Origin of the sequence: Microvirga flocculans ATCC BAA-817, assembly GCF_000518665.1 — a bacterium.
In the GTDB taxonomy this organism is placed as follows: domain Bacteria; phylum Pseudomonadota; class Alphaproteobacteria; order Rhizobiales; family Beijerinckiaceae; genus Microvirga; species Microvirga flocculans.
On record NZ_JAEA01000010.1, the window covers coordinates 1 to 13,214 of the forward strand.

Consider the following 13,214-nt stretch of genomic DNA (forward strand, 5'->3'; position numbering starts at 1 on the left):
CCAACAAAACTCCACACGCCGTCCCTGCCCTGCGCCCGCAAGAATCAATCCCGCCACGCAAGAGAAAAACCGAGGCCGCAAGACGCAGATCAGGACGCCAAAGACAAAGGCCGCATCGGACACGGGAGCAGGAAGCCCCGGCCCTCCCGATGAAAACCCCGCCGCGCGAGGCAGGACGGGGCCTGGCACCAGCAGGGGCAAAGGAGCGGCGTGAAAAGCGCTGCGGGCGACCGGCCCCGATCGCCTCAGGCAACCTGGCCCACAGGGTCCAGGTCGGCATTCAGGCCGAACCGCTCCAGCTGAACCGTATACGCCGCCTCCAGACCCTTCAAACGCAGCTCAGGAACCGGATCGAGACGCCCCGCCGCAGACGGCAGAGCGATCAACGGACAAAGATGCGATCAGCTTCCATCATGGTTGGGACTCCGAAGGCGGAGCCACAACGGATTTGACGAGGGGATCGTCGATGGCGTGAAAGCCGTCTTCGGCGTCGCCGCCCCTATGATGGCTCTATGAAATGCGCCGAGGCCGATTGCAGCAGGGCGGCGATATGGCAGGTGCGAAGCCCCGGTCCGCTCAGTTCAAGTTCTCGGGGACCCGCCGCGCGAGTTTCCTCTCACTCCCGGCGGAGAAACAGGGTGAAATCCATGATCAGCGCGAGGGACGCGCTCCTTCACAGGATATGGCGCGGGCCCATGGACTGAGCGGGAATTCCCGCTAGAGTGAAGCCAAGCCGTATTGCAAGCGGCCGCACCGTCACCAGAGGAATATCATGTCGATGAAAATGACCCGTCGCGAACTGGCCAAGATCGGTCTCGGATTGAGCGCCGCAACGGCCCTGGGCCGCAGCGCCTTCGCTCAGGCCCCTGCCTTCTTCCGGATCGGGACCGGCGGAACCGCGGGGACCTATTATCCCGTCGGCGGCCTCATCGCGAATGCGGTCTCGAATCCGCCCCAGCTCGTCCTGACGGCCCAAGCCTCCAACGGATCGGTGGCGAACGTCAATTCCATCGCGTCGGGCGCGCTCGAATCCGGCTTCAGCCAGGCCGACGTGGCCTATTGGGCCTATACCGGAACGGGCCTTTTCGAGGGCAAGGGCAAGAACGAGGACCTGCGCCTCCTGGCCAACCTCTATCCCGAGAGCATCCATCTGGTCGCGGCGAAATCGGCCAACATCAAGTCGGTCGCCGACCTCAAGGGCAAGCGCGTCTCCCTCGACGAGCCCGGCTCGGGCACCCTCGTCGACGCCCGGATCATCCTGGCGGGCTGGGGCATCAAGGAGGCGGACGTCAAGGCCGACTTCCTGAAGCCCAACCAAGCGGCCGAGCGCATGCGCGACGGCGGGCTGGACGCCTTCTTCTTCGTCGGCGGCTATCCCACGAGCGCGATCACGGAGCTTGCGGCCACCGGCGGCGGCATCGACATCGTTCCTCTCGCGGGACCGGAGGCGGATGCGATCCGCAAGCAGTATAGCTTCTTCGCGGCCGACGAGATCCCGGCCGGCACCTACAAGGATGTCGGCGCCGTGAAGACGCTGGCGGTCGGCGCCCAGTGGATCACCTCGGCCAAGGTGCCGGACGCGGTCGTGTATGAGGTGGCCAAGGGCCTCTGGAGCGACAAGACCCGGGCCGCGCTCGATGCCGGCCATGCCAAGGGCAAGCTCATCCGCAAGGAGAGCGCGCTTGCCGGCGCCGGCATTCCGATCCATCCGGGCGCCGAGCGATTCTACAAGGAAGCCGGCCTTCTGAAGGGCTGATTCACGCCTGCCCGTCCAATCCAAGCCTCCCGCGTCAGCCGCCGCGGGAGGCGCTTTGTTTCATTGCCGAGAGCCCGCCATGTCCGCAGACGCCCACGTGATCATCGAGAACCGCAGCCTCGAGGAGAAGTTCGATCCCGAGATGCGCTTCCGCCCTCTGCCGCAGGGGACCGCATGGCTCGTGGCGGGCCTTCTGCTCGCCCTGTCGGGCTTCCACTATTATACGGCGGGCTTCGGATTGCTGCGCGAAGCGACCCATCGCGGCATCCACATGGCCTTCGTGCTCGGCCTCATCTTTCTCGTCTTCCCGGCCTTCAAGAACGATCAGGACCGGATCGCCCCGTCGAACTGGTGGCGTCCAGGCAGCATTTCGCTGATCGACTGGGCGCTCGCCGTCGCAGCGGCCGTCGCCAGCCTCTACGTGCCGTGGATCTTCTCGGAGCTGGCGTTCCGCGTCGGCAATCCGAACATGACCGATGTGCTCATGGGGACGACCCTTATCGTGGTGCTGCTCGAGGCGACGCGCCGCTCCGTGGGCTGGCCGCTGCCTGTCATCGCCATCGGCGTGATGCTCTATGCCTATTTCGGCCCCTCCATGCCGGGCATCCTCCAGCATCCCGGCGCATCGTGGTCCAACATCGTCAACCATCTCTATCTTACGAGCCAGGGCATCTATGGCATCGCGCTCGGCGTCGTTGCGACCTATGTCTTCCATTACGTGCTGTTCGGCGTGCTCGCGACCCGGGTCGGCCTCGGCAAGCTCTTCATCGACCTCGCCACCTGTGTCGCCGGCCGTTACGCGGGCGGTCCGGCGAAGGTCTCGATCTTCGGCTCGGCCCTCTTCGGCATGATCTCGGGCTCCTCCATCGCCAACACAGTCACGGTCGGTTCGCTCACGATCCCGGCGATGATCCGCGTGGGCTATCAGCGCCACTTCGCGGCGGCTGTGGAATCGGCGGCGTCGACCGGCGGGCAGATCACGCCGCCGATCATGGGGGCCGCGGCCTTCCTGATGGTCGAGTTCCTGGACCTCTCCTATCAGACGATCATTCTCGCGGCGCTCGTGCCCGCAGCGCTGCACTTCTTCGGCGTATTCATGCAGGTCCATCTCGAGGCCAAGCGCGCCGGCCTGAAGGGCCTTCCGGCGGATGAGCTGCCGAGGGCCGCCAAGGTGATCCGCGAGGGATGGCAGACGATCATGCCGCTCGCGGTGCTGCTGATCGTGCTGTTTTCCGGCTTCACGCCGTATCTTGCAGCCTTCTGGGGCATCACGGGCTGCCTCGTCGTCGGGGCGTCGCGGGTTCCCGTCATCACGCTCGGCTTCCTTGCCGCGATCGTGGCAGGCATCGCCACGGGTCTGCTGACGCAGCTCATGTTCGCGGGGCCTCTGCTCGCCTTCGTCCTGGGTCTCCTGATCTACACCTATCTCAGGAGCGAGGCCGGAAAGGCGGTGGTCTTCGATCTCATCGACGCCTTCGTGGTCGGCGCGAAATACGCCATCGGCGTCGGCGCGGCGGCGGCCACGGTCGGCATCATCGTCGGCATCGTGACGCTCACGGGCGTGGGCTTCAAGATCTCCTTCATCGTCACGTCCTTCGCCGCGCAGATGGCGCAGAGCTTCATGGATCTGGTGCCTGCCGGTTTCGCCGACATGAAGGCCATGACTCTGTTCTTCACGCTCCTGATGACCGCCATCGTCTGCATTCTGCTCGGATGCGGCGTGCCGACGACGGCGAACTACATCATCATGGTCACGGTCGCGGCCCCGGCGCTCGGCCTCCTCGGCGTCCAGCCGCTCGTCGCGCATTTCTTCGTCTTCTATTACGGAGTGCTCGCCGACATCACGCCGCCCGTGGCGCTCGCGGCCTATGCGGGGGCGAGCATGGCGGGCGCCGACCCGTTCCGGACGGGCAACACGGCGTTCCGCCTCGGGCTCGGCAAAGCACTCGTGCCGTTCGTGTTCGTCTATGGACCGGCCATGCTGCTGGTGACGCCGGAATTCACCTGGCCCGACTTCCTCTTCGTCGTCGCGGGCGCCGTCGTCGGCATCGTGTTCCTCTCGGCGGCTTTCGCCGGCTATGCGGTGACGTCGCTCCGGACATGGGAGCGCTGGCTCATCGGCCTCGCGGCCCTGCCGATCATCGCGCCGGATCTGAAGACGACCCTGATCGGCCTTGCGCTCGCGAGCCCGGTGGTGCTGTCCCAGCTGCTCAAGCTCCGAATTGCGGCTGCGCCGAAACCGGCGTGAGCCGCCATGGCGGCCGCGACGGCTCCGGGCGAGACAACCTGAACCATTCGGCGCCGCTTCCGTTGTTCTGGAAAGAGCGCAGGAGGGCCCCATGGTCGATTATCGGAAGCTTCTGGATGCCTTTGTCGGGGCCATCGGGCGGGCGGATCATTCCCGGCCCGACCAGCCGGCTTCGGACGGCTTCGGGCGGCAGGTCGAGAGAGGTGTGACTCAGGTCACGGGGCAATCGCCCGAACAGCTTCTGCAGAAGGCCAGGGATTTCGCGACCCGGCATCCCGGCGTGACCCAGACCGCTCTGTTGGGCCTGGCGGGGCTTCTCTTCGGGCGGCGCAAGAAGGGCCGCCTGACGGGGGATCTGGTCAGGCTCGGCGGCCTCGCCGTGATCGGCGGGCTCGCCTACAGAGCCTTCCAGAACCGTGAGGCCGTGCAGGCGACGGCGGAAGGCGGGGCCGCGCCTGCGCTCACCCCGGTCTCTCAAGACGAAGCCGTGGCGCAGTCCGCTCTCGGCCTGCCGGAAACCTCGCGCTTCCATCCGGTGTCGCAGACCGAGGACGATACGCTGCTATTCCTGCGCACCATGGTGGCGGCGGCTGCCGCAGACGGGCATATCGACCGGGCCGAGCGGGCGCGCATCGTGAAAGGGCTCATCGAGGCCGGCATCGATCCCGATTCAACCCGCTGGCTGGAGAACGAGATGGCCTCGCCCGCCGATGTGGAGGAGCTGGCCGCCGGCGTGAACGACCCGGAAATGGCGGCGCAGGTCTATGCCGCCGCGCGCATCGCCATCGACCCGGACACGATCCAGGAGCGCGAGTTCCTGCATCGGCTTGCCGAGGCGCTCGATCTCGATCCGGCGGTGCGGGCGCAGATCGACGAAACCGCCGCGGAGCTGGGCTGAAGCGTCTTGATGGATGTCCGAAGCGGATGCCTCAGAGGGGAGCGGCCTTTCCGAGCGGCTTGATGCTCTGGTACTTCACGACCGTCTGGGAGCCGCCTCTTTCCTCGTATCGCTTGGCCAGGACGAAGCCGAGCTCGGGCGAGTAGAGATCCGTATGCTCGCCCGTGACCTTGCCCTCCGCGTTGAGGAAGCGGTTGCGCACGATCAGGACATTGTAGGAGCAGGAGCCGAGCTGAAGCTGTTCCTGGCCCGTCACTGTCAGTTCGAGCGAGACGATGGCGCCCACCTTGTCGGGCTGGGCGGGCGCATAGGTGAGGGCGCGGCGGGCCTTCGGCTCCAGGGGAAAAACCGTCCGCAGGTCGGATACCGGAATGTTGATGCTGCGCGCCGTGTCGTCGAAGCGGCTGACGGGGAAGAAGCCGCGGTAATAGATCACGTTCTGGACCTTCCCGGAGGGATAGAGGTTCAGGACATGGGTGAAGTGATCCGAGCCGGGCCGGACTTCCGCGCGCGTTCCCTGGCGCTCCAGCACGAAGCCGAGCTTTGCGGTTTGGGCCGTCGGGCAATCGTCGCCCATCGCCGGGGTGGCGAGGGGAAGCGCGACGGCGAGAAGGAGGGAGCGTGCAAACATGAAGGCCTGCTCGGTCAACGATTTCGTGAAATCATATAACGGATAATTGTCCGCGCGGAAGAGAGGCAGGGGCGGCTTGGGAAAGCTCTCCCCGGGAGATCCGGGCCAAATTGCCGCGACTTTCGTCTGAGTCTGGATGATCTCGACTTTCGCTCCAGATCAAATAGCCTTCGACGCGTCACGGACCCCCGAAAGGACACGAAGAATGGCTGAGAGGCCTCACCGTCGCACTCCCGATCAGCTTCGCTCCCGGCTCTGGTTCGACAACCCGGACAACCCCGGCATGACGGCGCTCTACCTGGAGCGCTACCTGAATTTCGGCCTGACGGGCAAGGAGCTGCAGGGCAAGAAGCCGATCATCGGCATCGCGCAGACGGGGTCCGACCTTTCGCCCTGCAACCGGCATCACCTCGAACTCGCCAAGCGCGTGCGCGACGGCATCACGGCGGCGGGCGGGGTGGCCTTCGAGTTCCCGTGCCATCCGATCCAGGAGACGGGCAAGCGCCCGACCGCCTGCCTCGACCGCAACCTCGCCTACCTCTCCCTCGTCGAGGTGCTCTACGGCTACCCGCTCGACGGCGTCGTGCTGCTCACCGGCTGCGACAAGACCACGCCAGCCTGCCTGATGGCGGCCGCCACCGTGAACATCCCGGCGATCTCGCTCAATGTCGGGCCCATGCTCAACGGCTGGCATCACGGGGAGCGCACGGGCTCCGGCACCGTCATCTGGAAGGCGCGCGAACGCCATGCGGCGGGCGATATCGACTACCAGCAGTTCATGGACATCGTCGGCTCCTCCGCGCCGTCCGTCGGCCATTGCAACACCATGGGCACGGCCTCGACCATGAACGCGCTGGCCGAGGCGCTGGGCATGTCCCTCCCGGGCTCCGCCGCGATTCCCGCGCCCTATCGCGAGCGCGGGCAGATGGCCTATGAGACGGGCAAGCGCATCGTGGACATGGTCTGGGAGGACCTGAAGCCTTCCGACATCATGACCCGCGAGGCCTTCGAGAACGCGATCGTCGCCAATGCCGCCATCGGCGGCTCCACCAACGCGCCGATCCACATCAACGCCATCGCCAAGCATATCGGCGTGCCGCTCGACAACGACGACTGGGAGCGGATCGGATTCGAGATTCCGCTGCTCGTGAACGTGCAGCCTGCGGGCGAGTATCTCGGCGAGGAATATTTCCGCGCGGGCGGCCTGCCGGCGGTGCTCGCCGAACTCATCGGCGCGGGCAAGATCCACGAGCGCGCCATCACCTGCACGGGCACGACCATCGGCGAGAACTGCAAGGGCAAGTTCTCCTGGGATCGCGACGTGATCCGCTCCTACGACAATCCGCTGAAGGAGAAGGCAGGCTTCCTCAACCTCAAGGGCACGCTCTTCGATTCCGCGATCATGAAGACGAGCGTGATCAGCAAGGAATTCCAGGACCGCTATCTCAACAATCCGGAGGATCCGAACGCCTTCGAAGGGCCCGTGGTCGTGTTCGACGGGCCGGAGGATTACCATCACCGCATCGACGACCCGTCGCTCGGAATCGACGAGCACACGATCCTGATCATGCGCGGCGCGGGGCCGGTCGGTTATCCGGGCGCGGCGGAGGTGGTGAACATGCAGCCGCCGGGAGCGCTCATCAGGCGCGGCGTTCTTTCGCTGCCCTGTATCGGCGACGGACGCCAGTCCGGCACGTCGGGCACGCCCTCGATCCTCAACGCGTCGCCCGAAGCCGCCATCGGCGGCGGGCTCGCGCTGCTCCAGACGGGAGACCGCGTCCGCATCGATCTCAACAAGCGCAGCGCCGATATTCTCGTTTCGCCCGAGGAGCTGGAGAAGCGCCGCGCCGATCTCAAGGCCCGGGGCGGCTACGCCTATCCGGCGAGCCAGACCCCGTGGCAGGAGATTCAGCGCTCCATGGTCGATCAGCTCTCCGAGGGCATGACACTCAAGCCCGCCGTGAAATATCAGAAGGTCGCGCAGACCTTCGGCGTGCCGCGCGACAATCACTGACCGGCGTGGGAGAGCGGCGCGTGTCATGAGCCGGTTGCAAGGAAAGACGGCCCTCGTCACGGCGGCCGGCCAGGGCATCGGACGGGCCATCGCGCAGGCCTTCCTCCGCGAAGGTGCGATGGTCTGGGCGACGGATCTCGACGTTGCGAAGCTCGACGGCCTCGACGGCGCATGGACCCGCCGTCTCGATGTGCTCTCGGGTGCGGATGTCGAGGCGCTCGCCGCCGAGGCGGGCCCCTTCGACATTCTCGTCAATGCGGCGGGCTTCGTGCATCACGGCACGGTGCTGGATTGCTCCGACAGGGACTGGGATTTCTCGTTCGATCTGAACGTGAAGTCCATGCACCGCACCATCCGGGCCGTGCTGCCGGGGATGCTGGACAAAGGCTCCGGCTCCATCGTCAACATCGCCTCGGGCGCGTCCTCCGTGCGCGGCATTCCCAACCGCTATGTCTATGGCGCGACGAAGGCGGCGGTCATCGGCCTCACCAAGGCCGTCGCCGCCGATTTCATCGGGCGCGGCATCCGCGCCAACGCCATCTGCCCTGGCACGGTGCAATCGCCCTCCCTCGACGAGCGGATCGCGGCGCTCGCCGAGAGCACGGGCCAGAGCAAGGAGGCGGTGCGCCAGGCCTTCATCGACCGCCAGCCCATGGGCCGCCTCGGAACGCCGGAGGAGGTGGCGGCGCTCGCCGTGTATCTCGCCTCGGACGAGTCGAGCTACACGACCGGCCACATCCATCTCGTCGATGGCGGGTTCGCGCTTTAATCCACGCGCCCCTTATAAGGCGTCTCGGGCACCGGCGTGAGCGGTCCCTTGTCATCGAACCAGGCGATCAGGTTGTCGGCCACGAGCTTGCCCATGGCCTTGCGGGTGTGGACCGAGCCCGACGCGACATGGGGCAGGAGCACCACATGTTCCATGGCGATCAGCTCCTGCGGAACGCGGGGCTCGTCCTCGTAGACGTCGAGGCCGGCGCTGAGGATCGTTCCGGATCGGAGGGCTTCGATCAGGGCCTGCTCGTCCACGACGCTGCCGCGCGCCACATTGATCAGCACGCCGTTCGGCCCCAGGGCCTGCAATACCTGCGCGTCGATGAGATGGCGCGTCGAGGGGCCGCCGGGAGTGATGACGATCAGCACGTCCGAGGCCTGCGCGAGGTCTGTGACGGTCGGGTAATAGGGATAGGCCACATCGGGCTGCCGGCTGCGGCCGTGATAGGCGATGCCCACATCGAAGCCTGAGAGCCGCCGTGCGATGGCCTTGCCGATGCGCCCGAGGCCGACGATGCCGACCTTCCTCTCGCGCAAGGTCGCCGACAGGGGAAACGGCGCCTTCAGCCATTGGCCCTCGCGCAGGTAGCGGTCGGCCTGCGGGATCTTGCGCAGCGTGGCGAGGAGCAGGCCGATGGTGAGATCGGCCACCTCGTCGTCGAGGACGCCGGGCGTGTTGGTGACGACGATGCCGCGCCGGGCCGCTTCCGCCGCATCCACATTGTCGTAGCCGACCCCGAAGCTCGCGATGATCTCCACGCTCGGCAGCCGGTCGAGAAGAGAGGCTTCGAGGCGGCCGTAGAGCGTGCTCGTGGCAATCCCGCGAATGCGCGGCCCGATAGTCTCGAGAAAGGCTTCACGGTCGTCCTGCTCCCACAGGCGATGGAGCGTGAAGGCCTTGTCCAGAGTCTCGATCACCACCGGCATCATCGGCGCGGTCATCAGGATGTCTGTGCGGCTCATGGGGTTGTCCGTCTCGTATTCGATTACAGGGCGCAGCGGGTGACGCCACCCCGGCGAAAAGCCTCTTCGATAGCCTTGGCCTCCTGCTGGAGCGCGGCTTTCACAGTCTGGGGCAGATCGAGCCAATGACATCCGCGCAAGGCGGCTTCAAGGGCATAGAGCGCATTGAGGCTGACGCGCCTGGGCAGCATGAACCTGAGGCGCCGATAGGCCTCGACGGCCCCGATGGCCCTGAGCTCGCCGACGGTGTGGATGCCGGCTTCCGAAAGCCATCCCTGCGTGACGGGGCCGATTCCGGGCAAGGTGTCGATGGAGGCTTCGCTCATGAGGGTTCCGGCGTCCGTGGCTTCCTAAGCTTACGGTAGAGCAAGTCGAGCCGTGACGCGACGGCGATGCGGGCCGGAGGAGGATGGAAATCCGGGCCATCCCCAAGGAGTGCATGGCCTGGGAATTCGATCGGGACGAACCGGGCAGAGAGGGATGTAACGCCCGTCCCTGCGGCGCCTGCCGAGGACGGCCTCGAGAGGGCGCAGATAATCGGCGCACGAAAGCCGTGCGCCGCAGATAAGATCCAAAACGGAGGCGTCAGGCCGTGGCGGCCAGTTCCGGCTCGTTTGATTCCAGACCCTCGGCATCGGCCTCGTCATCGGCCTCCGTCTCAAAACCGGTCTGGTCGGCCCCGGTGAGCCCGGCGAGGTTCTTGGCGGCCCGGCGCAGGAGCTTGCGCAGGCGCTTGCGGTCCTTGTTGTCGAAGTCCTGGAGCAGCTCCGCCTCGACCTCGGCCCAGAGGGCATCGATGGCGGCCGCCTTGCGCTTGCCTTCCTTGGTGAGCTTCACGCGCACGACCCGGGCGTCGCCGGGCTCGGTGTGGCGTTCCACCAGCTTGAGGGCCGAGAGGCGGGACACTGTCTTGGAGGCCGTCGGCGGGCGCACGCGCAGGATGGCGGCAAGCTCGCCCATGGTCATGGGCCCAGAGGTGCTGAGAGCCTGCAGAACCTGCTCCTGCCCGGCGAAAAGGCCGAGTTCCGAGAGCTTGTCGCCCGTGCGGCTTCGATGCAGGCGTGAAGCTTGAACCAGAGCCCATCCGACACTCTTGATGCCGGGATGCTTGATGTCGTTGTCCATCGTCCCTCGCTTTTCGAAGCGTTGCCTCACGTATCATGGACCCGTCTCATGACGGTACGATGACAAGCCGGCACAATATTAACAGGCTAAGGAACGAGAAGCTTCATTCGCCCCCGGCGAGGGCGCTTTCGTGCCAGCGGCGGAGCAGCAGGTGGCTGAGAGCCGCCAGAAGGAGATAGAGGCCGATGCCTGTCAGGGCCAGAAGGACGAGGGCGGCGAAGAGGCGCGGGATGTTGAGGCGGTACTGGCTCTCGATGATGCGGTAGGCCAGGCCCGAGCCCGCTCCGGCGGAGCCCGCCGCCATCTCGGCCACCACTGCGCCGATGAGGGAGAGCCCGCCCGCGATCCGCAGGCCCGCCAGGAAGGCGGGAAGGGCGGCGGGGCGGCGCAGATACCACAGGGCCTTCAGCCGAGCCCGGAACCGGGCGAGGGGCGTGCGGGAGGTGGGAGCGCCATAGAGCCGGAACAGCTCCATTAGGTTCCGGTCGACCGATTGCAGCCCCAGCATCGTGTTCGACAGAACCGGGAAGAAGGCGACGAGCCATGCACAGGCCAGCACCGCCACATCCTGCGGCATGTAGATCAGCAGCAGGGGCGCGATGGCGATGACCGGCGTGACCTGGAGCACCACGGCGAAGGGATAGAGCGAATATTCGACGATCCGCGACAGGCTCAGGAGGACGGCGAGCCCCACGCCGCCGACGAGAGCCAGGGCGAGGCCGCCGAGGGTCGTCTCGAGCGTCGTCACGAGCGAGGCCCGCAGGAGCGGCCAGTCGGCGACGAGGGTTTTTGCGATCAGGCTCGGAGCCGGCAGGATATAGGGCGGGATGCCCTTCAGGCGCACGGCGATTTCCCAGGCGCCGATGGCCGCAGCGAACACGCAGAGCGGCAGCAGATATTTCATAAGATTGACGCGCGCGCGTCCGGGAGAAGCGATCGTCATCACGCGCGCTCCTACGCCGTCTGCGCGAGCAGCGCCTGCGAGACCTGCCCGCAAAGCTCCGCGTAGCGGGCGCTGGTGCGGAAGGTTTTCGCGCGCGGGCCAGGCGGCTCGCCTTGGATTTCCGCGACGATGCGGCCGGGTCGCGACGACATGACGGCGATGCGGCTCGACAGATAGGCGCTCTCGTAAACCGAGTGCGTGACGAAGGCGATCGTGCAGCCGAGTTCCGCCTGAAGCCTCAGAAGATCGTCGTTGAGCCGGAAGCGCGCGATCTCGTCGAGCGCGGCGAAGGGCTCGTCCATGAGCAGCAGACGCGGCTTCAGCGAAAGAGCGCGCGCAATCGACACACGCATTTTCATGCCGCCGGAAAGCTCCCGCGGATAGGCTTTCGCGAAGTCGGCCAGGCCGACGAGGGCGAGGCTTTCGGCGATGCGCTCGCACGCATCGCGCTTCGCCATTCCACGCAGGCGCAGCGGCAGCCATACATTGTCCGCCACATCGGCCCAGGGCATCAGCGTCGGCTCCTGGAAGACGAAGCCGATCTCGCTGCGATGGTCGGCTTCAGCAGAGCCGGGCCAGGTGACGGTTCCCGCATTCGGCTCGGCGAGTCCCGCGATGAGGCGCAGCACTGTCGACTTTCCGCAGCCCGATGGCCCGAGGAGGGACACGAACTCGCTCTCGCGGATGTCGAGATCGAAAGCCTCGAGCGCCGTCACGCCGCTGGCGAAGGATTTTTCAATCCCCCGCAGGGAAACGAGCGTGGATGGGGAATGGCTCATGAGATGCGGCAGCGCTTCGCGGGCGAACGCGCCTCTCCTCTACTTCTTTAGGTTCAGGCCCACGCCCTTGTTCACGAACCGGAGCGTATAGGCTTTCGTGTAGTCGAGGTCCGGCTTGAAGAGACCGGCCTTCACCATCTTGTCGAAGAAGTCCTTCATGCGCGCATCCGTCATGGCGCCGATGCCGAGCGTCTGCGCGTCGCCGGAATCCACGATGCCGTATTCCTTCATCTTGGCGTGGGAGAAGTTCAAGAGCTCGTCCGTCATCTCCGGATTGTCGCGCTTAATGAGCTCCTTGGCCTTCGTGTTGTCGCCGTAGAGATAATTGTACCAGCCGATGGTCGAGGCATCGACGAAGCGCTGCACGAGATCCGGGTTCTTCTCCATAACCTCGCGGCGCGTCTCCACGGTGGTGGAATAGGTGCTGAAGCCATGATCGGCGAGCAGGAACACGTTGGGCTTGAAGCCCGCGGCCTTCTCGATGGTCAGAGGCTCGGAGGTCACATAGCCCTGCTGCACGGCGGCCTTGTTGGCGATGAAGGGAGCCGGGTTGAAGCCGAAAGGCTTGACTTGCTCGTCCCTGAAGCCGAACTCCGCCTTCATCCATTGAAAGAACGTGGCGACGCCGTCCTTGGAGAGAAGAATGTCGTTCGACTTCTTCAGGTCGGCGAAGGTGTCGAGACCCTGGCCCGGATGGCTGAGGAGCACCTGCGGCTCCTTCTGGAAATGGGCGGCGACCACGATGGTCGGGATGTCCTTCTCCACCGCCGAGAAGGCCTGGATCATGCTGCCGCCCATGTAGAAGTCGAGCTTGCCGACGCTCATGAGCATGCGGTTGTTGGCGCGCGGGCCGCCCGGCACGATGGTGACCTTCAGGCCGTACTTCTCATAGGTGCCGTCCGCAAGGGCCTGGTAGTAGCCGCCGTGCTCGCCTTGCGCGATCCAGTTGGTGCCGAAGGTCACCTCCGTCAGCGGCTGCGCCATTGCGTTTCCTGCGAACCACGAGAAGCCCGCGGCCAGCGCTCCTGCCGCCACCCAAGCATTCAGCTTCATGCCCGTTTCCCCCTCGCTCCGGCCCTGCGC

The 13,214-nt window shown here is 65.9% G+C and carries 12 protein-coding genes; 5 read left to right on the forward strand and 7 right to left on the reverse strand.

What is annotated here, in order from left to right:
• Positions 1 to 778: 778 nt before the first annotated feature.
• From L879_RS0112325 to L879_RS21535, 3 genes are all read left to right on the forward strand, one after another.
• Complete coding sequence (locus tag L879_RS0112325) at positions 779 to 1,756, forward strand: TAXI family TRAP transporter solute-binding subunit (RefSeq protein ID WP_183501383.1); 978 nt, start codon at positions 779 to 781, stop codon at positions 1,754 to 1,756.
• A gap of 79 nt (positions 1,757 to 1,835) precedes the next feature.
• Positions 1,836 to 4,004 carry a TRAP transporter permease gene (locus tag L879_RS0112330; RefSeq protein WP_027316371.1) on the forward strand — a complete coding sequence of 723 codons (2,169 nt, stop codon included), beginning with the start codon at positions 1,836 to 1,838 and terminating at the stop codon, positions 4,002 to 4,004.
• A gap of 91 nt (positions 4,005 to 4,095) precedes the next feature.
• Entirely contained in the window at positions 4,096 to 4,902 is an 807-nt protein-coding gene (locus L879_RS21535) for a tellurite resistance TerB family protein (protein WP_051435278.1), read from the forward strand.
• A 31-nt stretch (positions 4,903 to 4,933) separates the two neighbouring features.
• Here L879_RS21535 and L879_RS22850 read toward each other — a convergent pair whose 3' ends face one another.
• Entirely contained in the window at positions 4,934 to 5,533 is a 600-nt protein-coding gene (locus tag L879_RS22850) for a hypothetical protein (protein ID WP_154664199.1), read from the reverse strand.
• A gap of 205 nt (positions 5,534 to 5,738) precedes the next feature.
• Between L879_RS22850 and L879_RS0112345 the strand changes: the two genes are divergently transcribed.
• Positions 5,739 to 7,547, forward strand: coding sequence for an IlvD/Edd family dehydratase (locus L879_RS0112345; protein WP_027316372.1), 1,809 nt, complete (start codon positions 5,739 to 5,741; stop codon positions 7,545 to 7,547).
• A 25-nt stretch (positions 7,548 to 7,572) separates the two neighbouring features.
• Positions 7,573 to 8,316 (forward strand): SDR family oxidoreductase, encoded by a 744-nt coding sequence (locus L879_RS0112350; protein ID WP_027316373.1) that lies wholly within the window; start codon positions 7,573 to 7,575, stop codon positions 8,314 to 8,316.
• Here the strand turns inward: L879_RS0112350 and L879_RS0112355 are convergent.
• The 6 genes from L879_RS0112355 to L879_RS0112380 form a co-directional block, all read right to left on the reverse strand.
• Positions 8,313 to 9,284 carry a 2-hydroxyacid dehydrogenase gene (locus tag L879_RS0112355; protein WP_027316374.1) on the reverse strand — a complete coding sequence of 324 codons (972 nt, stop codon included), beginning with the start codon at positions 9,282 to 9,284 and terminating at the stop codon, positions 8,313 to 8,315. The genes L879_RS0112350 and L879_RS0112355 overlap by 4 nt on opposite strands.
• A 23-nt stretch (positions 9,285 to 9,307) precedes the next feature.
• The gene (locus L879_RS21545; RefSeq protein ID WP_051435280.1) at positions 9,308 to 9,610 is read right to left on the reverse strand and encodes a TfoX/Sxy family protein; all 303 of its coding nucleotides are present in this window, start codon (positions 9,608 to 9,610) and stop codon (positions 9,308 to 9,310) included.
• A 259-nt stretch (positions 9,611 to 9,869) separates the two neighbouring features.
• The gene (locus L879_RS0112365; protein WP_027316375.1) at positions 9,870 to 10,409 is read right to left on the reverse strand and encodes a MarR family winged helix-turn-helix transcriptional regulator; all 540 of its coding nucleotides are present in this window, start codon (positions 10,407 to 10,409) and stop codon (positions 9,870 to 9,872) included.
• Between the two features lie 103 nt (positions 10,410 to 10,512).
• Positions 10,513 to 11,352, reverse strand: coding sequence for an ABC transporter permease (locus L879_RS0112370; protein WP_027316376.1), 840 nt, complete (start codon positions 11,350 to 11,352; stop codon positions 10,513 to 10,515).
• Between the two features lie 11 nt (positions 11,353 to 11,363).
• Positions 11,364 to 12,131 carry an ABC transporter ATP-binding protein gene (locus L879_RS0112375; protein ID WP_035459509.1) on the reverse strand — a complete coding sequence of 256 codons (768 nt, stop codon included), beginning with the start codon at positions 12,129 to 12,131 and terminating at the stop codon, positions 11,364 to 11,366.
• Positions 12,132 to 12,170: 39 nt separating this feature from the next.
• Positions 12,171 to 13,184, reverse strand: a complete 1,014-nt coding sequence (locus L879_RS0112380) for an ABC transporter substrate-binding protein (protein WP_027316378.1) — start codon at positions 13,182 to 13,184, stop codon at positions 12,171 to 12,173.
• Positions 13,185 to 13,214 lie beyond the last annotated feature (30 nt).

Bases quoted from the DNA above. Each gene is read 5' to 3' on its own strand.
- L879_RS0112370 (WP_027316376.1), bottom strand. From the start codon at position 11,352: ATGACGATCGCTTCTCCCGGACGCGCGCGCGTCAATCTTATGAAATAT.
- L879_RS0112350 (WP_027316373.1), top strand. From the start codon at position 7,573: ATGAGCCGGTTGCAAGGAAAGACGGCCCTCGTCACGGCGGCCGGCCAG.
- L879_RS21535 (WP_051435278.1), top strand. From the start codon at position 4,096: ATGGTCGATTATCGGAAGCTTCTGGATGCCTTTGTCGGGGCCATCGGG.
- L879_RS0112375 (WP_035459509.1), bottom strand. From the start codon at position 12,131: ATGAGCCATTCCCCATCCACGCTCGTTTCCCTGCGGGGGATTGAAAAA.
- L879_RS21545 (WP_051435280.1), bottom strand. From the start codon at position 9,610: ATGAGCGAAGCCTCCATCGACACCTTGCCCGGAATCGGCCCCGTCACG.
- L879_RS0112380 (WP_027316378.1), bottom strand. From the start codon at position 13,184: ATGAAGCTGAATGCTTGGGTGGCGGCAGGAGCGCTGGCCGCGGGCTTC.
- L879_RS0112330 (WP_027316371.1), top strand. From the start codon at position 1,836: ATGTCCGCAGACGCCCACGTGATCATCGAGAACCGCAGCCTCGAGGAG.
- L879_RS0112345 (WP_027316372.1), top strand. From the start codon at position 5,739: ATGGCTGAGAGGCCTCACCGTCGCACTCCCGATCAGCTTCGCTCCCGG.
- L879_RS0112325 (WP_183501383.1), top strand. From the start codon at position 779: ATGAAAATGACCCGTCGCGAACTGGCCAAGATCGGTCTCGGATTGAGC.
- L879_RS0112365 (WP_027316375.1), bottom strand. From the start codon at position 10,409: ATGGACAACGACATCAAGCATCCCGGCATCAAGAGTGTCGGATGGGCT.
- L879_RS22850 (WP_154664199.1), bottom strand. From the start codon at position 5,533: ATGTTTGCACGCTCCCTCCTTCTCGCCGTCGCGCTTCCCCTCGCCACC.
- L879_RS0112355 (WP_027316374.1), bottom strand. From the start codon at position 9,284: ATGAGCCGCACAGACATCCTGATGACCGCGCCGATGATGCCGGTGGTG.